The organism is Sphingopyxis sp. H050 (assembly GCF_001468265.1).
GTDB lineage: Bacteria > Pseudomonadota > Alphaproteobacteria > Sphingomonadales > Sphingomonadaceae > Sphingopyxis.
Genome location: NZ_LNRZ01000005.1, coordinates 301,407 through 324,724, shown reverse-complemented (window position 1 = coordinate 324,724; position 23,318 = coordinate 301,407). Strand labels below are relative to the sequence as shown.

The following is a 23,318-nucleotide window of genomic DNA, read 5'->3' as shown; positions in this document are numbered from 1 at the left end:
CGGATCAGGCCTCGCGCATCGGGAAGTCGAGCGTCGGGACGTCCTGGCGCTGATGCAGCGAGGTGCCGCGACCCGACAGCGAGGGGTTGTTCATGAAATAATGGTGCAGGTTGAACGGCTTGTCGCCCGGAGCGAGCCGCCGATACACGCCGTCGGACTGCAAGACCCAGCTCTGTTCATTGTCGATGAGGTTCGCGACGAGCACCTGGTCGAGAATCTGGTCGTGGACGGTCGGATTTTCGATCGGGATCATATATTCGACGCGGCGGTCGAAGTTGCGCGGCATCCAGTCGGCGCTGGAGATATAGAGCTTGGCGCGCTGGTGCGGCAGGCGCGCGCCGTTCGCAAAGGCCCAGATGCGACTGTGCTCCAGAAAGCGGCCGACGATCGATTTGACGCGGATCGTCTCCGACAGCCCGGGGACGCCGGGACGCAGGCAGCAGATGCCGCGCACGATCAGCTCGACGGACACGCCGGCGGCGCTCGCCTCGTAGAGCTTGTCGATGATGTCGGGATCGACAAGGCTGTTCATCTTCGCCCAGACGCCCGCGGGCAGCCCGGCCTTCGCCGCCGCAATCTCGGCCTCGATCAGGTCGCTGAGGTGCGCGCGCATGTTGAGCGGCGACATGGTGACGAGTTCGAGCCGCTCGGGTTCGACATAGCCGGTGATGTAGTTGAACAGCTGCGCCGCGTCGCGCCCCGCACGCGGATCCGCAGTGAAGAAGCTGAGGTCGGTATAGATGCGCGCGGTGACCGGATGATAATTGCCGGTGCCGAAGTGGCAGTAGGTGCGATACCCCTGCCCTTCGCGGCGCACGACCATCGATATTTTGGCGTGCGTCTTCCACTCGATGAAGCCGTAGACGACCTGCACTCCGGCACGCTCGAGCTGGTTCGCCCAGAGGAGATTCTGCTCCTCGTCGAAACGCGCCTTGAGTTCGACCACCGCGGTGACCGACTTGCCGGCCTCGGCGGCCTCGATCAGCGCGCGAATGACCGGCGACTGGTTGCCCGCACGGTAAAGCGTCTGCTTGATCGCGACCACGTCGGGATCGGCCGCCGCTTGGCGCAGAAAGGAGAGCACGACGTCGAAGCTCTCGTAAGGATGATGGACGACGATGTCCTTCGAGCGGATCGCCGCGAAACAATCGCCGCCATGCTCGCGGATACGTTCGGGAAAGCGCGGCGAATAAGCAGGGAATTTGAGGTCGGGGCGATCGACATCGACGAGCGCCGAGAGCGCCGCGAGGCCGATGAACCCGCCGATCTTCGCGACGATCGCCTCATGCCCCTGGATGTCGGCGTTGAGGACCGCCGCAATTTCGGCGGGCATGTCGGCCTCGATCTCCATGAGGATGACGCGGCCGCGGCGGCGGCGGCGGATCGCGGTGCGGAACAGACGCACCAGATCCTCGGCCTCTTCCTCGATTTCGATGTCGCTGTCGCGGATGATGCGAAAGACGCCGAGCGAACGGATGGCAAAGCCCGGAAAGATCAGGTCGCCGAACAGCTCGATCAGATATTCGATCGGTACGAAGCTGGCCGCTTCGCCCGGCACCGGCACGAAGCGCGGCAGCGAGGCCGGGATCATGACCAGTTCGCGCACCGTGTCGCCGGTCGCCTTGCGTTCGAGATCGAAGATTACGCCGACGCCGCGGTTCGGGATGAAGGGAAAAGGGTGCGCGGGATCGAGCACCTGCGGGGTTAGGATCGGGAAAATCTGGTCCAGGAAATATTGGCGGAGCGCGCGGCGCAGTTTCTCGACGTTCGAGCCGGTTCCGTGGACGATGATCCCCTGCTCGGCGAGCAACTGGTGCAGCCGCTGCCACTCGCTCTGCTGCTGATCGACGAGGCGGTGGACCTCGGCCTCGATCTCGGCGAGCTGTTGCCCCGGCGAACGGCCGTCGGCCGACGGATCGTCGATTCCCTGGAGCTGCTGGCCCTTGAGGCCGGCAACGCGGACCATGAAGAATTCGTCGAGATTGCTGCCCGAGATTGACAGGAAGCGCAGGCGTTCGAGCAGCGGATGCGCGGGGTTACGCGCCTCCTCCATCACCCGCCGGTTGAAGGCGAGCCAGCTGAGTTCGCGGTTGAAGAAGCGTTCGGGACCAAAGGTCGGCGTCGCCGCGTCGGCGTCATTATCGGCGCGAAGAGGGCCGCTCGCTATCGACATTGTGCTGCATCCTGTCGTTCGAGGAGATCGGGATCGATCAGCCCCTGTGACAGTAATGTTTCACGCGTAAGACGAACGCTAACGCCGCGTCCTTTTTCGAGCGACGCGGCGTCGAGGGCCGCGACGATGCGGTGGATCATCGCATAGCTACGCTCCATCCGCGGCACGATATAGGAGGCGACTCCGGGCGCGATCGCCATGCCGCGCTGCGCGAACAGCGCCTCGATCAGGTCACGCGCCAGGCAGTCGTCGGGCTCGCCGATCGTCAGCACCGGCACGGCGCGCAGGCGTGAGGCGAGGTCGGGAAGCTGAATGTTCCAATCCGACGGCGGCGCGTCGGCGACGATCAGCAGCGGCGTGCCCGACGCCTGCGCGGCGTTCCACGCATGGAAAATCTCTTCCTCCGAAACGCTGTCGTGGCCGTCGATAACGCGGCCGCCGGTTTCGCGCGCGAACAGCCGCCCCATCAGGCTGCGTCCCGATCCGCGCGGTCCAGTCAGGACCGCAGTGCGCACCGGCCAGGTCGCGACATGACGGAGGTAGCGCACCGCGTCGGCGTTGCTCGCGCCGACGATCAGCGGGCCGTCGTTCGAGCCGCCCGCGCTCCAATCGAGCGGCAACGCAATCTGGCCCGACCCCGCCATCAGCGGCTGATCCTGAGCTGGCCGCCGCCTTCCTGAACCTTGAAGCCGCGGGCGGCGAGCGCCGCCTTGAGCGCCGCCAAATCGCCGCGGAAGGTCACGCGCATCACGGACATACCGCCGAGCGCGAGGCTGGTCGTCGATGCGCCCTGCACGCCCGCCGCACCGGCGACTGCGCGCTCGGTCGCCGATACCGATTCGACGTCGGGCGAACTATACTGGACGGTGAAGCTCTGGACCCCCGCCGCCGGGGTCGCCGCGGTGCTGGCGTCGGTTTCGCTGGGCAGCGCGCTTTCGTCGGTCGCGACCTCTTCGGGCAGGTCTTCCTTCGCGACCGGCTTTTCCAGGACGAGATAGGCGTCGGTGCGCAGCACGCCCTCGGCGAGCGCGGCGGTGTAGATCGAATCCATCCGCGCCACCGCCTTCTCCATCATGTCGGGGAGCGCGGCCGGGCTGGGGCCGGTCATGGTGAAGGTGCCGATCAGCTTGTTGTCGGGGCCAAAGCGGGCCGCGAAATAGCCTTTGATCGGGCCGCCGGGATAGCTGTACTCGACGCGGGCGATCGGGGTGAGCACGTCGGCGGCGCCATATTGATCGAGGATGACGCGCCACCACACACGGCTGCGCCGCCCGGTCTGCCCGGCGTTGAGCAACAGGGTGTCGGGGCCGGTGCCCGCGGTGCGAACATAGTCGATCGCGCTTTGTCCGGTGTTATATTCGGCCCAGGCGCGCTGCCACGCGCTGCGCTGTTCGAAGACCTGCGGGATGCCGTCGACCGAATAGACGGGAATGACCAGCAACGGCGGCGAGCGCAGCGTGCGGCCGCTGACGCCGAGGATCTGGCCGGCACGAACACGGTCGAACTGCACGCCGAGCGTTGCGACGTAGCGGCGCGGGCCGATCTGTTCCTCCTCGACGACGATCGCGGTGACGATGCCGTCGAGCACCGAATCGCCGAGCGCCGGGCCGTCCGAACCGTTGATCTTGCGATAGAGCTGCGCCCAGCCCTGCCGCTGCGCCTCGCGCCAGCCCTTTTCGCGCGCATCCTCGGCATTGTCGCCGGTGACATCGACGCGGATTCCGCTGGCGAGGAAGTCGCCGCTGCTGTTGATCGGGATGATGCCGCGGTCGCCGCGACTGATCTGCCCCTCCACGATGCCGGCCAGCAGAATCGCGAAAAACAGGCCGAAAAGCGCGGCCCAGCGCCAGTCGCGGGGGGCGAGAGCGCGGAGCGAAAGGCCGAGCGTCGAACGGGGGAAAGCGGCGGCGGTCATATCGTCTCTGGTCTTTGCCCCGAAGTGCGATGCCCGACAAGGAAATCATGGCATTTGTCGGCGGGAAGCGTTAGTCGCGCGGGCCATGGATTCCAAGCATAACCAACCCGCCAGCTACACTTATGCCCAAGCGGGCGTGTCGATCGAGACCGGCAATGCGCTGGTCCGTGCCATCGCCCCGCTCGCCCGTTCGACGCGCCGGCCCGGCGCGGACGCCGACCTTGGCGGTTTCGGCGGCTTCTTCGACCTGAAGGCGGCGGGGTTCGACGACCCGCTGCTCGTCGCGGCGAATGACGGGGTCGGCACCAAGCTCAAGCTCGCGATCGAGACCGGCAAGCATGACGGGGTCGGCATCGACCTGGTCGCGATGTGCGCCAACGACCTGATCGTGCAAGGAGCCGAACCGCTGTTTTTCCTCGACTATTATGCGACCGGCAAGCTCGACAACGCTATCGCGACCGAAGTCGTCGCGAGCATCGCCGAAGGCTGCAAGCAGGCCGGCTGCGCGCTGATCGGCGGCGAGACGGCCGAAATGCCGGGCATGTATTCGGACGGCGATTACGACCTCGCGGGCTTCTGCGTCGGCGCGGTCGAGCGCGACCAGGTGCTGACCGCCGACAAGGTCGCGGCGGGCGACGTGATCCTGGGCCTCGCCTCTTCGGGCGTCCATTCGAACGGCTTTTCGCTGGTACGGCGTCTTGCCGCCGACAAGGGCTGGAAGCTCGACCGCCCCGCCCTGTTCGACCAGACTATCCGCCTGATCGACGCGCTGATGGCGCCGACGCGCATCTATGTGAAGAGCCTGCTGCCGCTGGTGAAGACCGGCAAGGTCCATGCGCTCGCGCATATCACGGGCGGCGGTTTGCTCGAGAATATTCCGCGCATCCTGCCGAAGACGTTGCACGCGTATGTCGATGCCGACGCGTGGGAGCAGCCACGGCTGATGGCCTTCCTGCAGGCGCAGGGCAATATCGAGCCCGAAGAGATGGCGCGCACCTTCAACTGCGGGATCGGCATGGCGGTCGTCGTCGCGGAGGGTGATGTCGCCGAGGTGACGGCGGCGCTGGAAGCGGCGGGCGAGACGGTCCACCGGATCGGCCATATCGGCGAAGGCGAAAAGGGCTGTACCGTCAGCGGCGGCGCCGCGACATGGAGCGCAATGGCCGCGTGGAGCGCCACGCACCACGGTTGAACCCCTCCCCCGTTCGCCCTGAGCTTGTCGAAGGGCAGTCCTTCCTTTTTTAGGTGGAAGAGAGAAGAGCAGTGCTTCGACAAGCTCAGCACGAACGGATTGAAGGGGTGACGTCGTGACGAAGGCCAAAGTCGCCGTCCTCATCTCCGGCGCCGGCACCAATATGGCGGCGCTGCTTTATGCCGCGAAAGCCGCCGATTGCCCCTACGAGCTGGTGCTCGTCGCCAGCAACAACCCCGATGCGCCGGGCCTTGCGATCGCCGCGGCCGAGGGGGTCCCGACCTGGAGTCTCTCGCACAAGGGCATGACCCGCGACGCGTTCGACGCGCTGGTCGATGCGCAATTGCGCGAAGCGGGCGCCGAGTTCGTCGCGCTCGCGGGCTATATGCGCATCCTGAGCGACGATTTCGTCGAGCGCTGGGCAGGCAGGATGGTCAACATCCATCCCAGCCTGCTGCCCAAATATCCGGGACTGAACACGCACAGCCAGGCGATCGACGCCGGCGACAGGTTCGGCGGCTGCAGCGTCCATATCGTGACGCCGGGCGTCGATGAAGGCCCGGTGCTGGCGCAGACGCCGGTCGCGATCGTACCCGGTGACACCGCGGAAACCCTGGCAGAACGCGTGCGCTTTGCCGAGCATCAGCTATATCCGGCCACCCTCGCCGCCTTCGTCGCACGCGAACGCTCGCCCGACTATCTGCTCAGTCGCGTGCGCGACCTCGCGATGGCGCTGCCCGAGGCCGACGAGGTCACCTCGCACGGCATGCCCTGCTTCGGGATCGTGAAGGGCAAGAAATTCGCCTATTTCACGCAGGATCATCATGGCGACGGCAAGACCGCGTTGCTGGTCAAGATCAGCGGCGCCGACGAGCAGGCGGCCCTGATCGAGATGGACGCCGACCGCTATTACCGCCCCGCCTATTTCGGCGACGGCTGGATCGGCATCCGCCTCGATTTGGGCGACACGGACTGGGATGCGATCGGCGAATGGCTGCGCAAAAGCTGGCTGGCGGTGGCGCCGAAGAAGCTGGCGGGGCTGATGGGCGTGGTGGGGGAGTTTTGATGGTACCGACGGGTGAGCATCGACGGCTCTATCTCTTTAGGAATACTTTGACGCTCGATGCGACGCGATACGACCTGTTGAACGAGGACGATCTGTTCAAAAGTAGCAAACTCGGCCGCAATCTATATGTCGTGCCGAACTCAGACCTGCGGGGCTATTACGGCCTTCCAGAAATGCTCGAACGCCCGCGCCTGCGGCTGAATGCTCGCCGCCAGCTTTTGGACTTTTACGGCTACGGGCCGTATTTTGTCTCGGCGCGCGCGCGCGAGCATTTGCTGAGCGTCGATCCGAGCGCCTTCGAGTTTGTCGAATGCGAAACGGTGGGCGCCAAGGGAGAGGCGCTCGAGGCCTATTGGATGATGGATATTGCGCGGCTCGTCATGAACTTCGACGAGCAGGCATCCGAATTCATCACCTATGCCGAACGAAACCCGGAAGCGCCAGACACAACGACCAATCCGCTGATATCGGAGTTGATCGACATTCGCCTGATGGCCGGATTTCCCGACGATCATCGCGCGTTCCGCTTTTCCCGGTACATCCGCTGTTTCGTAGCGGATGAGATATTGGTCGATGGCTGGATTAAGGCCGGACTGCGCGGTGCGCAGTTTACACCTCTGCAAAGGCCGACGGCGGCGGAAATGAAACGCCGTTCGCGCTATATCATTCCCACCACCTGGTATCGGCGCCTGCAGGCAGAACGGCCTTAGCCGACGATTTCTTCGGGCTTGAAGAAGTAAGCGATCTCGATCGCCGCATTTTCCTCGCTGTCCGAGCCATGGACGGTGTTCGCCTCGATGCTTTCGGCCAGTTCCTTGCGGATCGTGCCGGGCTCGGCGTTCGCCGGGTTGGTCGCGCCCATGATGTCGCGGTTGCGCTGCATGGCATTCTCGCCTTCGAGCACCTGCACCACGACGGGGCCCGAGGTCATGAATTCGACGAGTTCGCCGAAGAAGGGGCGTTCCTTGTGGACCGCGTAAAAGCCCTCGGCCTGTTCGCGGGTCATGTGGATGCGCTTCGACGCGACGACGCGGAGGCCGGCGTCTTCCAGCATCTTGGTGACGGCGCCGGTGATGTTGCGACGCGTGGCGTCGGGCTTGATGATCGAGAAGGTGCGGGTGACCGCCATGGGGGAAGCTCCTGTGTTGTTATGGTCTGCGATGCGCGCGCCTCTAGCGGCGCTTTTGTGCCGCCGCAAGCCATGCTATGTTCCGGTGCGGGTCTACAGGGGGAGTGTTGGGCCATGCAGAACGATCGCATCGACGGAATGACGCGCCGCGCCTTTGCGGGGTCGGCGCTCGCGGCCGCGGCTGCGATGGCAAGCGGCGCGAAGGGCGCGGAGACCCCGCTGCGCCCGACGGCGTTCGGCGACCTTGGCCCCTTCTATCCGATCGAGAGGCTGGCCGAGGAAGACGCTGATCTCACCTGGATCAAGGGCCACGCCAAACGCGCCTCGGGCGATGTGATCGAGGTCAGCGGGCGCGTGCTCGACCGGCACGGCAATCCGGTGCGGGGCGCGATCCTCGAAGTCTGGCAAGCCAATTCGCTCGGCCGCTACGCGCACGCCAACGACATCGCCAAGGCGCCGCTCGACCCGGATTTTCAGGGGTATGCGCGGATCCGCACCGGCGCCGGCGGTGACTGGCGGATCACGACGATCAAGCCCGCCGCCTATGACTCGCCGATCGGCCGACGGACGCCGCACATCCATTTCGACGTCCATGGCAAGAGCCAACGGCTGATCACCCAGATGTATTTTTCGGACGATGCCGCGACCAACGCCGCCGATATGCTCTACAAGGGTCTCGGCGACTGGGCCGATACGGCGCTGGCCAAGCTCGACACGCCGGCGAAATATCGCTGGGACGTCGTGATGATGGACGGCTAGCTCGTATCGACATTCAGTTCAGGGGGAGCCGAAAATGATGAATTTACGGGCCCCGGAGCGCGGCGCACTTTGGTACGTGAGCACCGGAAGCCCGTAAAATCGCCATGCGCAGCCCGCCATGGGCTGAATGCCGATACAAGCTAGGGCCCTTCGGACCAGCGGCCGCTTTCGTCCTGCTTCCAGAAACGGTTGTCGACATCGTCGCGCGCCGCAAGCGAGCGCCAGGTTGCGCGGGCGTCGTCGATGCGGCTGTTGTCGAACAGGAGGAAGGTGCGCTCGAACGCCAGCGCCGCTTCGCGCCATTCGCCGTCGGCGAGCGCGATATGGCTCGCGCCGTTGGGCGGAGACGGGTCGAGCGTGCCGGAAAGCAGGATCGGCTCGATCGCCTCGTCCGGCGAACCGGCATTGCCGTGGGGCAGGAAGCTCGCGGGTTGCAGCGTCCACAGCGCCGCGTCGATCGCCTGCCGCTGCATCGCCGAAGCAGCGACCACCAGCAAGCGGTCGCCGTTTCCGAGAATGCGCGTCGCGATGGCGGGAAGCACCCGTTCGACCGGGTCGCGGGTCAGCCGATAGAAGTCGACGCGCGCCACGCTCCCCGCCCTTCGCTCAACCCTCGTGGTTGTCGGCGATGTAGCGGTCGAGCAGGCGCACGCCGTAGCCGGTCGCTCCCTTGCCATAGACCGCGCCGTCCTTGTCGGCCCATGCCATGCCCGCAATGTCGAGATGCGCCCAGGCGACGCCTTCGCCGACGAAGCGCTTCAGGAACTGCGCCGCGGTGATCGAACCGCCTTCGCGCGGACCGACATTCTTGATGTCGGCGATCGGGCTGTCGATCAGCTTGTCGTAAGCGGGCGACAGCGGGAAGCGCCACAGCTTGTTGTTGCTCCCCTCGCCCGCCGCGATCAGATCGGCGGCCAGCTTGTCGTCATTGGCGAAGATGCCGGCATATTCGTGGCCGAGCGAGATCACCATCGCGCCGGTCAGCGTCGCGAGATCGACGATGATCTTGGGGTCATAGGCCTTTTGCGCCCAGGTGATCGCGTCGCAAAGGACGAGGCGGCCCTCGGCGTCGGTGTTGAGCACCTCGACGGTCTGGCCCGACATGGTGGTGACGATGTCGCCGGGGCGCATCGCGTTGCCGTCGGGCATATTTTCGACAAGGCCGACGACGCCGACCACGTTCGCCTTCGCCTTGCGGCCGGCGATCGCCTTGATCGCGCCCGCCACGGCGCCGGCGCCGCCCATGTCCCACTTCATCATGTCCATGCCCGCGGCGGGCTTGATGCTGATGCCGCCGGTGTCGAAGGTCACGCCCTTGCCGATGAAGACGACGGGCGCGTCGCCCGGGGTGCCGCCGTTCCAGCGCATGGCGAGCAGCCGCGGCGGCCGCGTCGAGCCCTGCGCGACGCCGAGCAGCGCGCCCATGCCGAGCGCCTTCATCTGGCGTTCGTCGAGCACTTCGAGTTCGACGCCGAGGTCGGCCAGATGCTGGCAGCGGTCGACGAAGGTTTCGGGATAGACGATGTTCGGCGGCTCCGCGACGAGCGTCTGGGTCAGCGCGACGCCGTCGGCGACCGCCGAATAGCTGCCCCAGCGCGCCGACAGATCGCCCGCGGGCGATGCGATGACGACCGTCTGGAGCGTCGACTTGGCATTGTCGGCGAGGCGCGTGCGATAGGTGTCGATGCGCCAGTTGCGGAGCTTCGCGCCCATCGCAAAGGCGAGCACATCGTCCTCGTCGGTCTGGCCGGCGCTGGCGAAATCGACGTGGACTTTCGTCACGCCGCTGGTCTGGAGCCGCGCGACGAGCGACGCGCCGGCGCGCTCAAGATCATGGACCGAGCCTTCGCCGATGCCGACCAGCAGCAGCCGCTTCGCCTGCTCGCCGTCGATCGCCGCGGTCTCGGCGATCGCGCCGGCGGCGCCCTCGAACCGCGCCTGCTTCGCGGCGGCGCCCAGCAGCGCCCCGAGCGCGCTCGCCTCGCCCTTGCGAACCGGAAATGCGACGACGTCGGCAGACGCATCGATTTGCGCGACAAACTGGATGTCCATGCGATTACTTTCTTATGCGGAGATTGATTGGAACGTGCCGGACCGATAGGGGTTTCGCCTGCGAGTTGCAAAAACAAAGCAGCCGGTCCAGTCCGGGTGGACGCAAGATAAGGTGTGGGACAAAGATATCAAATGAGCTGGGCTTTGTTCCAACACCATGCAACGCGGGCGCGCTCCCTGTGGCTTGCGACCGCGAGCGGCGCGGCGTTGATGGCCTGTCCCGTCGCGGCGCAGCAGACGGTCGAACCGCCGGTCGTTCCGGCGCCCGCGACCGCCCCGGACCTGCTCGACCGCGACGTTCCGCCTGACACCAACACCGCCCCCGTCCCCGCCACCGACGACCAGGTCGGCTTTGCCGCCGACAATCTGAATTACGACAGCGACGCCGAAGTCGTCGTGGCCGAGGGCAATGTCGAAATGAACCGCGACGCGATCGAGATGCGCGCGGACAAGGTGACGTGGAACCGCAAGACCGGCGAAGTGGTCGCCGAGGGCGGCGTCGCGATCAAGAATCCCGAGGGCGACACGGCCTATGGCGACCGCGTGGTGCTGACCGACAGCCTGCGCGACGGGGTGATCAACAATATGCTCGTCGTGCTCGACAATGGCGCGCGCCTCGCCGCCGTAAAGGGCACGCGCTTCGACAATGGCAATATCGAGCTGGAGAACGCCGCCTACACCCCCTGCCCGGTGGCGGACGACAGCGGTTGCCCCAAGAACCCCAGCTGGCAGGTCCGCGCCGTCCGCGTCATCTATGACCGCGCCAAGAACAAGGTGAAGTACAAGGGCGCGCGGATCGAGCTTTTCGGGCTGCCGCTGATCCCGCTCCCGGGCCTCAGCCATCCCGCGAACAGCGAGGCGGGCAGCGGCTTGCTCGTCCCCGAAATCCGGCTCGACCGGACCAACGGCTTCGAGATTGCCATTCCCTATTATCTGCGCCTCGCGTCCGACCGCGACATCACGATCACGCCGCATCTCTACACCAGCTCGGCGCCGATGGTCGAAGGCGAATTCCGCGCGCTGACCGACATCGGGTCGTTCCGCATCAACGGCTTCGCGACGCACAGCGCGGTCGTGCCGGTGTCGGGCCAGGTGATCGACCCCAACCGGCAGTTCCGCGGCTATCTCGAAAGCGCGGGCAAGTTCCAGTTCTCGCCGCGCTGGAGCCTCAGCTATTCGGGCCGCATCACCACCGACCGCACCTTCATGCGGCGTTACGACATCAGCCGCGACGACCGACTGCGCTCGACCTTCGAGATCGAGCGGATCGGCGGGCAGAGCTATCTCTCGATCGCCGGCTGGGCGACGCAGACGCTGCGGGCCAACGACGTCCAGGGGCAACAGCCGATTGCGCTACCGATCATCGACTATCGCCAGCGCCTCGCCGATCCGCTGCTTGGCGGCCAGATCGAGCTTCAGCTCAATACGCTCGCGATCGCCCGCACGGCGGGTCAGGATACCCAGCGCGCCTTCGCCGGCGCGCGTTGGGATCTCCGCCGGCTGACCGGGCTGGGGCAGGAAGTCGTGCTGACCGCGATGGTCCGCGGCGACGTCTATCACAGCGACGAAAATCTTTTGACCGCAATCCCCGGATATCGGGGAAAATCGGGCTGGGAAGGCCGCGGAATCGCTGCGATCGCCGCCGACATGCGCTGGCCGTTCATCGGCGAATTCGCCGGCGGCACGCAAACGCTGACCCCGCGCGTCCAGATCGTCGCCACGCCGCCGCTCAAGAATCTCGACATCCCGAACGAGGACAGCCGCGCCTTCGACCTTGAGGACAGCAACCTGTTCGCGATCAACCGCTTTGCCGGCTACGACCGGTTCGAGGACGGCGCGCGCATCACCTATGGCCTTGAATGGAACTATAGCCGGCCGGGCTTCAACATCAGCTCGGTGGTCGGCCAAAGCTATCGCCTGTCGAACAAGCCCAGCCTCTTCCCCGACGGCACCGGCCTGACCGACCGGACGTCGGACATCGTCGGGCGCACCACCGTCGCCTACAAGGATTTCCTGCGCCTGACGCACCGCTTCCGCCTCGACAAGGACGATCTAGCGGTGCGCCGCAACGAGATTGACGCGACGGTCGGCAGCCGGTCCACCTATGCGATGATCGGGTATTCGCGGCTCAACCGCGACATATTGCTGCTCGGCGAGGACCTGCAGGACCGCGAGGAAGTGCGCGTCGGCGGGCGCGTCGCCTTTGCGAAGCACTGGTCTATCTTCGGCTCGGCGGTCGTCGATCTGACGAGCAAGAATGACAATCCGCAGGGCTTCCTTGGCGACGGGTTCGATCCGATTCGCAACCGCCTGGGCGTTGCCTATGACGACGAATGCCTGTCGATCGCCTTCACCTGGCGCCGCGACTATATCGACACCGGCGACGCCAAGCGAGGCAACAGCTTCTCGTTCCGCATCGCGTTCCGCAACCTGGGATTCTGATCCCCCCGCTCAGCCTGCGTTCAGCGTGGACCCGCTATCCGGCGGCGGTTATGATGTGCATCGACGCGATTGCACTGGACCACCGGGCACGTCCGCTGATACGGAGCGGGCCGGAATTTCTCGAATAGGATCGCAATGACCAGATTTTCGACCATGATCGGGCTGATCGCCGTCGCTGCCGCAGGCGTGACGCCGGTGCTGGCGCAGACCGTCAGCGACAATGAAGTGCCGACCACCAGCCTGAACATTCCGGGCAACGTCCAGCTATATGGCGATCAGAAAGCCAACGTCTATCGCCCCTCGGCGACGGTCAACGGCGAAATCATTACCGCCACCGACATCGAACAGCGCATGGCGCTGATCCGCATCGCGAACAACAATGTCGAACTGCCGCCCGAGGAAGTGGCGCGGCTGCGCAACCAGGTGTTCAGCAACCTGATCGACGAAAAGCTCCAGATTCAGGCAGCGAAGGACGCCAAGATCGAGATCGACGAGAATATCGTCAACGAGCAGTACGCCCGTCTCGCCGCGCGCTTCAAGCAGACCCCCGATCAGTTCAACCAGTATCTGGCCTCCAAAGGATCGTCGTCCGCCGCGGTGAAGCAGCAGATCCGCGGCGAATTCGCGTGGGACCGCCTGATGTCGCGCAATATCCAGTCGACGACCAACGTATCGACCGAAGAGGTCGAGGCGGTGGTCAAGCGGATGAACGACGCCAAGGGCCAGGACGAATTCCATCTCGGCGAAATCTATCTGTCGGCGACCCCCGACAATGCCGCCGCGATCGTTGAAAATGCGCGCAAGATCATACAGGCGCTACAGGCCGGCGGCAGCTTCGCCGCCTATGCGCGCCAGTTTTCAGAGGCGTCGACCGCCGTCGTCGGCGGCGACCTGGGCTGGGTGAAGGCGGGACAGCTACCCCAGTCGATCGCCGAAGCCGCCGTCGGCATGGCGCCCGGCCAGCTCGTCGGCCCCGTCGAGGTTCCCGGCGGCGTGTCGATCATCCTGATGATCGACCGGCGTCAGGTGCTGACCGCCGATCCGCGCGACGCGGTGCTGAGCCTGAAGCAGATTTCGCTGGATTTCGCGCCGGGGACGACCGAAGCGAAAGCGACCGAACTGGCCGGTAAATTCGCCGAAGCAACGCGCTCGATCGCCGGTTGCGGCGCCGCCGACGAAGTCGCCGCCAGCCTGGGCGCCAACATCGTCGCGCGCGACAATATCGCGATGCGCGGCCTGCCCGGGCCGCTGCAGGCAACGCTCGCCAATATGCAGATCGGCCAGACGACCCAGCCCTTCGGCGCCGCGAGCGAAGGCATCAGCGTGCTGGTGCTCTGTGGCCGCGAGATGCCGCAGACGGCGACCGCCCCCGATTTGCAGGAGATCGAAAACCGCCTGCTCGAGGAAAAGGTCAGCAAGCGGGCCCAGCGATATCTGCGCGACCTGCGCCGCGACGCGGTGATCGAATATAGCTGATCGCTGATGTCCGGTCCTAGTCAACGACACCCGATCGCGGTCACCATGGGGGACCCGGCGGGGGTCGGACCAGAGGTGGCCGCGCTCGCTTGGGCGGCGCGCCATCAGCACGACCTGCCGCCTTTCGTCGTCGTCGGCGACGCCGCGGCGATCGAGGCCGTTTGGGACGGCCCGTACCGTCGCATCGCCGACATGGACGAGGCGGCGCGCGTCTTCGACACCGCGCTGCCCGTCTGGCATCTGGAAGACAGCGGGCCGCTGACCCCCGGGAGTCCGACGCAGGCAGGCGCAACCTGCGCGCTCCACGCGCTCGAAACCGGCATCGGGCTGACACGGAACGGCGCAAGCTGCGCGCTCGTCACCGGCCCCGTCTCGAAGCACGCGCTGCACGGCATCGGCTATACGCATCCGGGGCAGACCGAATTCATCGCCGAGCGCTGCGGCGTCACCGCGACCAATGCGGTAATGATGCTGGCGGGGCCGAAATTGCGCGTCGTGCCGCTGACCGTCCATATCCCCCTGATCGAGGTCGCCGAGCGGCTGACGATCGACCTGATCGTCGCCAAGGCGCGGATCGTCGCGCGCGGGCTGACGCGCGATTTCGGCATCGCGACGCCGCGGCTCGCGATTGCGGGGCTCAACCCGCATGCCGGCGAGAGCGGCCAGCTCGGCGACGAGGAAATCCGCATCATCGCGCCCGCGGTCGCGCAGCTCGTCGAGGAGGACATCCTCGTCGACGGTCCGCTGGCCGCCGACGCCCTCTTCGCCCCCGGCATCCGCGACCAGTATGACGCGATCCTCTGCGGCTATCATGATCAGGCTCTCGCACCGTTCAAGGCGCTGCACTTCCACGACGGCGTCAACCTGACCCTCGGCCTGCCGATCATCCGCACCTCGCCCGACCATGGCACCGCCTTCAACATCGCGGGCCAGGGCAAGGCCGATCCCGGGCCGACGATCGCTGCGATTGCGATGGCGGCGCAGATGACCGGCGCGCGCGACCGCGCCTGCGCGCCGGCGAAGTGAGGGTCGAACCCAGCACGCCGCTGCCGCCGCTGCGCGAGACCGTGCGCGTCCACGGGCTGCAGGCCAGCAAGGCGCTGGGCCAGAATTTCCTGTTCGACGAGCAATTGCTGGGCCGCATCGCGGCGCTGCCAGGCGACCTCGCCGGCGCGACGGTGTTCGAGGTCGGCCCCGGCCCCGGCGGGCTCACGCGCGCGCTGCTCCGCGCCGGGGCGAAGGTCATCGCCGTCGAACGCGACGATCGCTGCCTGCCCCTGCTCGGTGAGTTAAGCGAGGCGTTCGACGGCCGCCTGACGGTGGTCCCCGACGACGCGATGGTGATCGACGCCGATGCGCTTGCCGGCGGACCCTATCATATCGTCGCGAATCTGCCCTATAATGTCGGCACCGCGCTGTTCACGCGCTGGCTGGAGCCCAAGGCGTGGCCGCCGCTATGGCTGTCGCTGACCCTGATGTTCCAGCTGGAGGTCGCCGAGCGCATCGTCGCCCCGGTGGGCACGAACGCCTATGGCCGCCTTGCGGTGCTCGCCCAGTGGCGCTCGCATGCAAAGATCGCGATGAAAGTCCATCGCTCGGCCTTCACCCCGCCCCCGAAGGTGATGTCGGCAATCGTCCATGTCACGCCCGGCGAGGAGCCCGAGGGTGTCGACCCGCGCATCCTGTCGAAGCTGACCGAAAAGGGGTTCGGCCAGCGCCGCAAGATGCTGCGGCAGAGCCTGAAGGGCGTGGCGGGAGCGCTCGCAGCGTTGGAGGCGCTCGGTATCGATCCGACGCGACGCGCCGAAACGGTGAGCGTTGCCGAATGGGTCGCGCTGGCGCGTCTCCTGAGCCGCTAACCGCTATATATCTTCGTCACCCTGAACTTGTTTCAGGGTCCATGGCCCAGTATTTTCGTCAGCGCGTCGCCACATTCCGGCTCAGGCCATGGATGCTGAAACGAGTTCAGCATGACGGGAATATGCGTGCGGGGCGTTCAGCGCCCGCGCTTAATTCTGGCTGGTGGTGCCGACCGTGGCGACGGGCTTCGGCGCGATGGCTTCGGCCGCGACGACGCGCTTCGAATCGCCGTTTGCGATCGCGCGCTCGAGCGAGGCGACCTGCGGGCAATTCGATTTGCACACGCGCTTCGCCTCGGCGAGCTTTTCGCGTGCGAGTTCCATCGCGCCCTTGTCGGCGAGCGCCTCGCCCTGCCCGGTCAGCGCGATGATGTCGTTCGGATCGAGGAGCAGCGCCTCGCGATAGAGGCCGATCGACTTGCCGGGCAGACCCTGCGCGCGCGCGACCTGCGCCATCGCGATGATCGCCGAGCGGTTGCGCGGATCGGCGGCCAGCGCCGATTCATAGAAATCGACCGCGGCGCCCAGATCGCCCTTCGCCTGCGCCTCGGCGCCCTGTTGCTGGAGTGCCACCGAGCGCGGCAGGATGTCGTTGTCGGCGCGCTGCGCGTCGGAGGCGACGGGCATGCTGGCAAGGATGAGGCCGGCACCGAGAGCCAGAAAACTGACGCGCATCGCATTCTCCCATTTCTTCATTGCAGGGGATGCTAACATGGGGCCGTCAGCCGTGCGAGAAAAAATCCGTCGCAGCGATCATGCGCCGGGGTGAGCAGAAAACCGCCGCCCGCAGCGCGGCCGATGCCCTCTGGCAGCAAGCCGCCGTCGGCTGTCCAGCCGGGATGCCGGGTCAGAAAATCATCCACTTGTGCCCGCCCCTCGCGCGCGATGATCGAGCAGACGGCATAAAGGAGTTTGCCGCCCGGCGCCACAAGATCGGCGCCGATGTCGATCAGCTTCGCCTGATCGGCGAGATGGCGTTCGAGCCGCTGGGGCGTCAGCCGCCAGCGCAGTTCCGGGCTGCGCCGCCACGTGCCGCTGCCCGAGCAGGGGGCATCGACGAAGACACGGGTTGCCTTGCCCTGCCAATCGGCGAGCATCGCGGGTTCCTGGCCGGGGTTGAGCAGCCGCGTTTCGATGCGGGTCGCGCCCGCACGTTCGGCGCGTGGCGGAAGCTGCTGGAGACGGGCGCGATTGGTATCGCACGCGAGAATGTCGGCGTCGTTTGCGGTGATGGAGGCGATCGCGAGCGTCTTGCCGCCGCCGCCGGCGCACAGATCGACGATCGCCTGCCCCGGCGCGGCAGCAATCGCGGCGGAGGCATATTGGCTCGCGGCATCCTGTACCTCGAACAGGCCGTCGGCATAGGCGGGATGCTGCGCCGCGGCGGTTTCGGGGGGCAGGCGCCAGCCGTCGGGCGCGCCCGGAATCGCCTCGCCATCGGGGAAGATCGCGGCCAGATCGTCGCGGTCGGCCTTGATCCGGTTGGCGCGAAGGTCGAGCGAGGCGCGGGCGAGCATCGCTTCGCCCTCGCCTTCGCCGACCAGCGGGTCGAAAAGGTCGATCAGGGCCTCAGCGGCGATCCCGGTTTCGGCGCGCGGCTCGTCGGCGGCGATCGGCGCCGGGCCATAGGGCGTGCCGTCGAACAGCTCCGCCAGCGCCGTATCCGCATCGGCGAGCGCGAGCATCGCGGCGCGGCCCGACGCGGGCGCCGAGCGGACGAGGCGGATCGCGTCATAGACATGGCCGCGGATCGCGCGGCGGTCTTTCGACCCAGCGTATCGGCGCGCGCGCATCGCGTCGGCGAAGATAGCATCGGCGGGCGGCCCGCCCTCGCGGGCGGCCGCGGCTATCGCGTCGAGGATTTCGATCGCGGCCTGTATGCGGGCGGCGGGGGTCATGATCTGAAGCCCCTCCCGCTTGCGGGAGGGGTTGGGGGCGGGCCTGCTCCGTCATGATCGCCCGCGCCGCTGCGACTGGCGAGCAAGCTGGCAAGTCTCGCTGCCCCTCTCGCAAGCGCGAGAGGATGAGGCGTGGACGAAGGTGTCGCCACCTCAACCCGCCGGATAGTTCGGCGCCTCGCGGGTGATCGCGACGTCGTGGACATGGCTTTCGCGCAGCCCTGCATTGGTGATGCGCACGAACTTGGCGCGCTCGCGCAAATCCTTGAGCGTACGGCTGCCGGTATAGCCCATCGCGGCCTTTACCCCGCCGACGAGCTGGTGGATCACGTCCTTCGCGGGCCCCTTGAACGGCACCTGGCCCTCGATCCCTTCGGGAACCAGCTTCATCTGGTCCTTGATATCCTGCTGGAAATATCGGTCGGCCGAGCCGCGCGCCATCGCGCCGACGCTGCCCATGCCGCGATAGCTCTTGTAGGTGCGGCCTTGAAACAGGAAGGTCTCGCCCGGCGCTTCCGCGGTGCCCGCGAGCAGTGAGCCGACCATCACGCTCGACGCGCCCGCGGCGAGCGCCTTGGCGATGTCACCCGAGGTGCGCAGACCGCCGTCGGCGATCACCGGGATGCCGAGCTTCGCCGCCGCCTCGACGCTGTCGAGAATCGCGGTCAGCTGCGGCACACCCACGCCGGCGACGACGCGCGTCGTACAGATCGAGCCCGGGCCGATGCCGACCTTGACGCCATCGGCGCCCGCGTCGATCAGCGCCTTGGTCGCATCGCCGGTCGCGACATTGCCCGCGAGCACTTGGACGCGGTTCGACAGCTTCTTGATCTTCTCGACCGTTTCGCCGACGCCCTTGCTGTGGCCGTGCGCAGTATCGACGACGATCAGGTCGCATTCGGCATCGAGCAGCGCCTCGGCGCGTTCGATGCCGCTGTCGCCCGTGTTGGTCGCCGCGGCGACGCGCAGCCGGCCGCTGCTATCCTTGGTTGCGTCGGGGAAGTTGACCGCCTTTTCCATGTCCTTGACGGTGATCAGGCCGATGCAGCGATAATCGTCATCGACCACCAGCAGCTTTTCGATGCGGCGCTGGTGGAGCAATTTCCGCGCCTCGTCCTGCCCGACACCGGGGCGCACGGTCGCGAGATTCTCCGCGGTCATCAGCTCGCGCACCGGCTGGCCGGGATTGTCGGCGAAGCGGACATCGCGATGGGTCAGAATGCCGACCAGCTTGCCGCCCGGCTCGACGACCGGGATGCCCGAAATCCTGTGCTGGTCCATCAGCGCGGTCGCATAGGACAGCGGCGCGTCGGGGGTGATCGTGATCGGGTTGACGATCATGCCGCTTTCGAAGCGCTTGACCTGCCGCACCGCCGCGGCCTGTTCCTCGATCGTCAGATTGCGGTGGAGGACGCCGATGCCGCCGATCTGCGCCATCAGGATCGCCATGTCGGCCTCGGTCACCGTGTCCATCGCCGAGGACAGGATCGGGATATTGAGGCTGATGTCGCCGGTCAGCTGCGTCTGGAGATTGGCGTCCGACGGCAGGATATCCGAAGCGCCCGGCACCAACAGCACGTCGTCGAAGGTCAGGCCGGTGATGATTTCCATGGGTGCCACTTTCTCATGCGGGCGGCGCCTGCCCCGCGGTTTTCGGGCAGCACACGCGATTCGTTTGGTGGCGGCCCATGTAACCAGTCGGCGCGGCGCGCGCCAGTGGGGGGCGCAGGAATATTTCACCGCGTGGAAGCGCGAAAAAAGACCGATTGCGGCATCGCTGGCCATGCTGCAAACCGCGGCTAACGACACCGATCGGGGGCCATTGCCCCCTTGCGCGCGCCGTCGCCATGTAACCGGTTGCATTGCCCCTTACCCCGCATTAGACCAGCCGACACAAAACAATCTTCCGGAAGAGGACATAAGGATGGACGCACCCAGCCAGAACCCGGCGGGCGCCGGCGCCAGATCGACCGCGATGGCCGCCTTTGCCGCAGTTACGGTGCTGTTCTTCGCCTGGGGCTTCATCACCTCGCTGATCGATCCGCTCGTCGCCGCGGTGAAGGGCATCTTCACGCTGAGCGATGCCGAGGCGCAGCTGTCGGCCTCGGCCTTCTTCATCGCCTATGGCCTGATGTCTTTCCCGGCTGCGGCGCTGATCGCGCGTTTTCGTTCGGTGCCTTCGATCCTGACCGCGCTCTCGACGATGGTCGTCGGCTGCCTGGTGATGCTCGCCGCGGCCAATCTGGCGGTCTATCCGCTCGTCCTCGCGGGCCTGTTCATCCTCGCCAGCGGGATCACGATCCTTCAGGTCGCGGCGAACCCGCTCGCCGCGGCGCTCGGCGATCCGAAACGCAGCCATTTTCGCCTGACCTTCAGCCAGACCTTCAACAGCTTCGGCACCTTCCTCGGCCCGCTGATCGGCGCGCATCTGTTTCTGGAAGGCGTCGAGGTCAAGGAAGGCACGGTCGTCACCGATGCGGTGCGGGCGCAGGCGCTTGCCGGGATCGATTCGGCCTATTTCTGGATCTGCGGGCTGATTATCGCGCTGCTGCTCTTTTTCTGGGTCAGCCGCCGTATCGTCAACGAGGCTGTTCCTCCCGCTCCCATCGGATCGCGGACGGGTATGATCGCCCTGATCCTCGAAGCCTTTTCCTCGCGCTGGGGCTTGCTCGGCGCGGCTGCCATCTTCCTCTATGTCGGCGCCGAGGTGGCGATCGGCACCCATATGGCGCTGTTCCTCAACAGCGACGCCGTCTGGGGTCAGTCGGACGCGCCGTTCGGCGTTCCCTTGCTCGGCTGGTTCATGGGCAGCGACGGCGTGTCGGGCGTCTCGCTTCAGGAAGCCGGCAAGGCGGTCGCTTTCTATTGGGGCGGCGCAATGGTCGGCCGCGCGATCGGCTCGGTGCTGCTCGCGCGCTTCTCGGCGTCGAAGCTGCTCGCGCTCTTCACCGCAATCGCGGCGGCGATGTGCCTCTATGTCGTCATGGTCGGCGGCGTCAGCGGCGGCTTTGTCGCGCTGTCGATCGGGCTGTTCAATTCGATCATGTTCCCGGTCATCTTCACCTTGACCCTCGAACGTTCGACCGCGCGCGCCGAGGCGACCTCCGGGCTGCTGTGCACCGCGATCGTCGGCGGCGCGGCGATCCCGTTTCTGGCCGGCCTGCTGTCCGATGCCGTCGGCTATGGCGCATCGCTCGTGCTTCCCGCCGCCTGCTATGTCGCGCTCTGCCTCTTCGCCATCGCTGCCGGACGCGCGCCGGTACGGCAGGCGAGCGCCGCCGCGACGGTCCATTGATGCCGCGGCTGCGCGACATCGCGTGGGCGGGTGGCCTTCCCTTCGTCGCGCTCGCGACCGCGGCGAGCCCCGCGGCGGCGCGCGACGACGTCACGCATCGCGTCTGCTCGCCGAACGAGCGCATCTGTTTTGCGCTGACGACCGAGAACGAGATCCCGACCTACAGCGTGACGCGCGACGACAAGCCGGTGATCGCGCCCTCGCGGCTGGGCTTCATGCTGCGCGGCGACGGCAAGTTCGAGCATAGCACCGCGCTGGGCGAGGCGACTTACGCGGAAGCCGATCGCACATGGGAGCAGCCGTGGGGCGAGAATCGCCTTACCCGCGAGAATTACCGAGAGATGCGCGTGCCGATCATCGAGCTGATTGGCGGCAAGCGGCGCATCGACCTGATCGCGTGCGTCTTCGACAGCGGCGTAGGCTTCCGCTTCGCCTTCCCCGATCAGGAGCGGCTGAAGGACGTCGGGATCGACGAGGAGCTGACCGAGTTCAACATCGCGGGCGAGGCCGAGGCGTGGTGGATCACCGCGGGCGAGTGGAACCGCTACGAATATCTCTATAATCACACCCCGGCCAATCAGGTGGGGACCGCGCACACGCCGATCACCTTCCGCCGCAAGGACGACGGGCTGCATATCGCGATCCACGAAGCGGCGCTGGTCGACTATGCCGCTTTCTGGCTGCAGCGCATCGACGGCCAGCGCTTCCGCACCCGCCTGTCGAACTCGTCCGAAGCGTCGAAGGTCCGGCGCACCGCGCCGTTCGAGACGCCGTGGCGGACGATCATCATCGGCGACGACGCCCCCGGCCTGTACGCCGCGGCCGACATCATCCTCAACCTCAACGAGCCCAACAAGCTGGGCGATGTGAGCTGGGTCAAGCCACTCAAATACATCGGCATCTGGTGGGCGATGCACCTCGATCAGTGGAGCTGGAACAGCGGGCCGACGCATGGCGCAACGACTGCGCATGCGATGCAATATATCGACTTCGCCGCGAAGCACGGCTTCGACGCCGTGCTGATCGAGGGGTGGAACAAAGGCTGGGACGGCAACTGGATCGGCGACCATGGCCGCAACTTCAATTTCGCCGAGGCCTATCCCGACTTCGACATGGAGCGGGTCGCGGCCTACGCCAAGGCGAAGGGCGTCGCGATCATGGGGCATCACGAGACCGCGGGCAATTCGGGGCTCTATGCCGAGCAGCTCGACGCGGCGATGGATTATTATGCAAGGCACGGCGTGCCGTCGGTAAAGACCGGCTATGTCGCCGATGCGGGCGGCGTGCTGCACAAGGATGCGGCGGGCAACGAGATCTGGGACTGGCACGACGGCCAATGGCAGTCGCGGCACCATCTGGAGGTCGTGCTGGCGGCGGCGAAGCACCATATTTCGATCAACACGCACGAGCCGATCAAGGACACCGGGCTGCGCCGCACCTATCCCAATTGGGTCAGCCGCGAAGGCGCGCGCGGGATGGAATATCAGGCCTGGGGCGACCCGCCGAACCCGCCGGAGCATGAACCGACGCTGGCCTTCACGCGCCTGCTGTCGGGGCCGATGGACTTCACCCCCGGCATCGTCAGCCTGACCGGCAAGGGCGGGCGCGAAATCCCCTCGACGCTGGCGCGTCAGCTCGCCAATTTCGTCGTGATCTACAGCCCGGTGCAGATGGCGGCCGACCTGCCCGAGAATTACGAGAAGCACGCGCAAGCCTTCGAGTTCATCAAGCGCGTCCCCGCCGACTGGGAACGGACGCGCGTGCTCGCGGGTGCGATCGGCGACTATGCCGTCTTCGCACGCCAGCGGCGCGGCGGGCAGGACTGGTATGTCGGCGGGGTCACCGACGACCAGGCGCGCGAGGTCACGCTCGACTTCGCCTTCCTGCCGAAGGGAAGGAGCTATCGCGCGAAAATCTGGCGCGACGGGCCGGGCGGCGGGGTCGGCGGCGACCGCTTCGCGATGGTCGTCGAGGAAAAGACCGTCACCGCGGCGACAAAGCTGCCCATCCGCATGGAAGCGGGCGGCGGCTTCGCCATCGCGCTGACGCCGGGCGGCTGAAC

The 23,318-nt window shown here is 66.5% G+C and carries 19 protein-coding genes; 10 read left to right on the top strand and 9 right to left on the bottom strand.

Features of this window, described 5'->3' with window-relative positions; translation table 11 throughout:
• Window positions 1-4: 4 nt before the first annotated feature.
• Genes ATE67_RS12660 through ATE67_RS12650 form a run of 3 tightly spaced genes read right to left on the bottom strand, consistent with a single transcriptional unit; the run spans window position 5 to window position 4,088 of the window.
• Window positions 5-2,173, bottom strand: coding sequence for an RNA degradosome polyphosphate kinase (locus ATE67_RS12660; RefSeq protein ID WP_058817016.1), 2,169 nt, complete (start codon window positions 2,171-2,173; stop codon window positions 5-7).
• Window positions 2,164-2,817 (bottom strand): HdaA/DnaA family protein, encoded by a 654-nt coding sequence (locus ATE67_RS12655; RefSeq protein ID WP_058817015.1) that lies wholly within the window; start codon window positions 2,815-2,817, stop codon window positions 2,164-2,166. Before ATE67_RS12655 ends, ATE67_RS12660 begins: the two co-directional genes overlap by 10 nt.
• Window positions 2,817-4,088, bottom strand: a complete 1,272-nt coding sequence (locus ATE67_RS12650; protein ID WP_058817014.1) for a hypothetical protein — start codon at window positions 4,086-4,088, stop codon at window positions 2,817-2,819. The genes ATE67_RS12655 and ATE67_RS12650 overlap by 1 nt, the downstream gene beginning before the upstream one ends.
• Before the next feature lie 85 nt (window positions 4,089-4,173).
• On the opposite strand from ATE67_RS12650, the gene purM reads away from it, so the two are divergent.
• The 3 genes from purM (at window position 4,174) to ATE67_RS12635 (ending at window position 7,056) form a co-directional block, all read left to right on the top strand.
• Window positions 4,174-5,280 carry a phosphoribosylformylglycinamidine cyclo-ligase gene (gene purM / locus ATE67_RS12645; RefSeq protein WP_058817013.1) on the top strand — a complete coding sequence of 369 codons (1,107 nt, stop codon included), beginning with the start codon at window positions 4,174-4,176 and terminating at the stop codon, window positions 5,278-5,280.
• 115 nt (window positions 5,281-5,395) lie between these two features.
• Complete coding sequence (gene purN / locus ATE67_RS12640) at window positions 5,396-6,346, top strand: phosphoribosylglycinamide formyltransferase (protein ID WP_058817012.1); 951 nt, start codon at window positions 5,396-5,398, stop codon at window positions 6,344-6,346.
• A complete protein-coding gene (locus tag ATE67_RS12635) occupies window positions 6,271-7,056 on the top strand; it encodes an imm11 family protein (RefSeq protein WP_082660347.1) in 786 nt (261 codons plus the stop codon). Before purN ends, ATE67_RS12635 begins: the two co-directional genes overlap by 76 nt.
• Here ATE67_RS12635 and ndk read toward each other — a convergent pair.
• Window positions 7,053-7,475, bottom strand: coding sequence for a nucleoside-diphosphate kinase (gene ndk / locus ATE67_RS12630; protein WP_058817010.1), 423 nt, complete (start codon window positions 7,473-7,475; stop codon window positions 7,053-7,055). The genes ATE67_RS12635 and ndk overlap by 4 nt on opposite strands.
• A 114-nt stretch (window positions 7,476-7,589) precedes the next feature.
• Here ndk and ATE67_RS12625 point away from each other — a divergent pair, with 114 nt between their 5' ends.
• Window positions 7,590-8,234: a dioxygenase family protein gene (locus ATE67_RS12625; RefSeq protein WP_058817009.1), complete on the top strand. Its 645-nt coding sequence runs from the start codon at window positions 7,590-7,592 to the stop codon at window positions 8,232-8,234.
• Window positions 8,235-8,374: 140 nt separating this feature from the next.
• On the opposite strand, the gene ATE67_RS12620 is transcribed toward ATE67_RS12625, so the two are convergent.
• Both ATE67_RS12620 and ATE67_RS12615 read right to left on the bottom strand, forming a co-directional pair.
• Window positions 8,375-8,824, bottom strand: a complete 450-nt coding sequence (locus ATE67_RS12620; protein WP_058817008.1) for a DNA polymerase III subunit chi — start codon at window positions 8,822-8,824, stop codon at window positions 8,375-8,377.
• A gap of 16 nt (window positions 8,825-8,840) precedes the next feature.
• On the bottom strand, window positions 8,841-10,286 hold the full coding sequence (locus tag ATE67_RS12615) for a leucyl aminopeptidase (protein ID WP_058817007.1): 1,446 nt from the start codon (window positions 10,284-10,286) through the stop codon (window positions 8,841-8,843).
• A 132-nt stretch (window positions 10,287-10,418) separates the two neighbouring features.
• Here ATE67_RS12615 and ATE67_RS12610 point away from each other — a divergent pair, with 132 nt between their 5' ends.
• The 4 genes from ATE67_RS12610 (at window position 10,419) to rsmA (ending at window position 16,063) form a co-directional block, all read left to right on the top strand.
• Window positions 10,419-12,728 (top strand): LPS-assembly protein LptD, encoded by a 2,310-nt coding sequence (locus tag ATE67_RS12610; protein ID WP_058817006.1) that lies wholly within the window; start codon window positions 10,419-10,421, stop codon window positions 12,726-12,728.
• A gap of 135 nt (window positions 12,729-12,863) precedes the next feature.
• Window positions 12,864-14,204 (top strand): peptidylprolyl isomerase, encoded by a 1,341-nt coding sequence (locus tag ATE67_RS12605; protein WP_058817005.1) that lies wholly within the window; start codon window positions 12,864-12,866, stop codon window positions 14,202-14,204.
• A 6-nt stretch (window positions 14,205-14,210) separates the two neighbouring features.
• The gene (gene pdxA / locus ATE67_RS12600) at window positions 14,211-15,230 is read left to right on the top strand and encodes a 4-hydroxythreonine-4-phosphate dehydrogenase PdxA (protein ID WP_082660344.1); all 1,020 of its coding nucleotides are present in this window, start codon (window positions 14,211-14,213) and stop codon (window positions 15,228-15,230) included.
• Window positions 15,227-16,063 carry a 16S rRNA (adenine(1518)-N(6)/adenine(1519)-N(6))-dimethyltransferase RsmA gene (gene rsmA / locus ATE67_RS12595; RefSeq protein ID WP_231728149.1) on the top strand — a complete coding sequence of 279 codons (837 nt, stop codon included), beginning with the start codon at window positions 15,227-15,229 and terminating at the stop codon, window positions 16,061-16,063. The genes pdxA and rsmA overlap by 4 nt, the downstream gene beginning before the upstream one ends.
• A gap of 150 nt (window positions 16,064-16,213) precedes the next feature.
• Here the strand turns inward: rsmA and ATE67_RS12590 are convergent, their stop codons facing one another.
• The 3 genes from ATE67_RS12590 to guaB form a co-directional block, all read right to left on the bottom strand.
• Window positions 16,214-16,759 carry a hypothetical protein gene (locus ATE67_RS12590; protein ID WP_231728148.1) on the bottom strand — a complete coding sequence of 182 codons (546 nt, stop codon included), beginning with the start codon at window positions 16,757-16,759 and terminating at the stop codon, window positions 16,214-16,216.
• Window positions 16,760-16,770: 11 nt separating this feature from the next.
• Complete coding sequence (locus ATE67_RS12585; RefSeq protein WP_058817002.1) at window positions 16,771-17,961, bottom strand: RsmB/NOP family class I SAM-dependent RNA methyltransferase; 1,191 nt, start codon at window positions 17,959-17,961, stop codon at window positions 16,771-16,773.
• Window positions 17,962-18,114: 153 nt separating this feature from the next.
• Window positions 18,115-19,572, bottom strand: coding sequence for an IMP dehydrogenase (gene guaB, locus ATE67_RS12580; RefSeq protein WP_058817001.1), 1,458 nt, complete (start codon window positions 19,570-19,572; stop codon window positions 18,115-18,117).
• 313 nt (window positions 19,573-19,885) lie between these two features.
• On the opposite strand from guaB, the gene ATE67_RS12575 reads away from it, so the two are divergent.
• Both ATE67_RS12575 and ATE67_RS12570 read left to right on the top strand, forming a co-directional pair.
• Window positions 19,886-21,256 (top strand): MFS transporter, encoded by a 1,371-nt coding sequence (locus ATE67_RS12575; protein ID WP_058817000.1) that lies wholly within the window; start codon window positions 19,886-19,888, stop codon window positions 21,254-21,256.
• On the top strand, window positions 21,256-23,316 hold the full coding sequence (locus ATE67_RS12570; RefSeq protein ID WP_058816999.1) for a glycoside hydrolase family 97 protein: 2,061 nt from the start codon (window positions 21,256-21,258) through the stop codon (window positions 23,314-23,316). Before ATE67_RS12575 ends, ATE67_RS12570 begins: the two co-directional genes overlap by 1 nt.
• Window positions 23,317-23,318 lie beyond the last annotated feature (2 nt).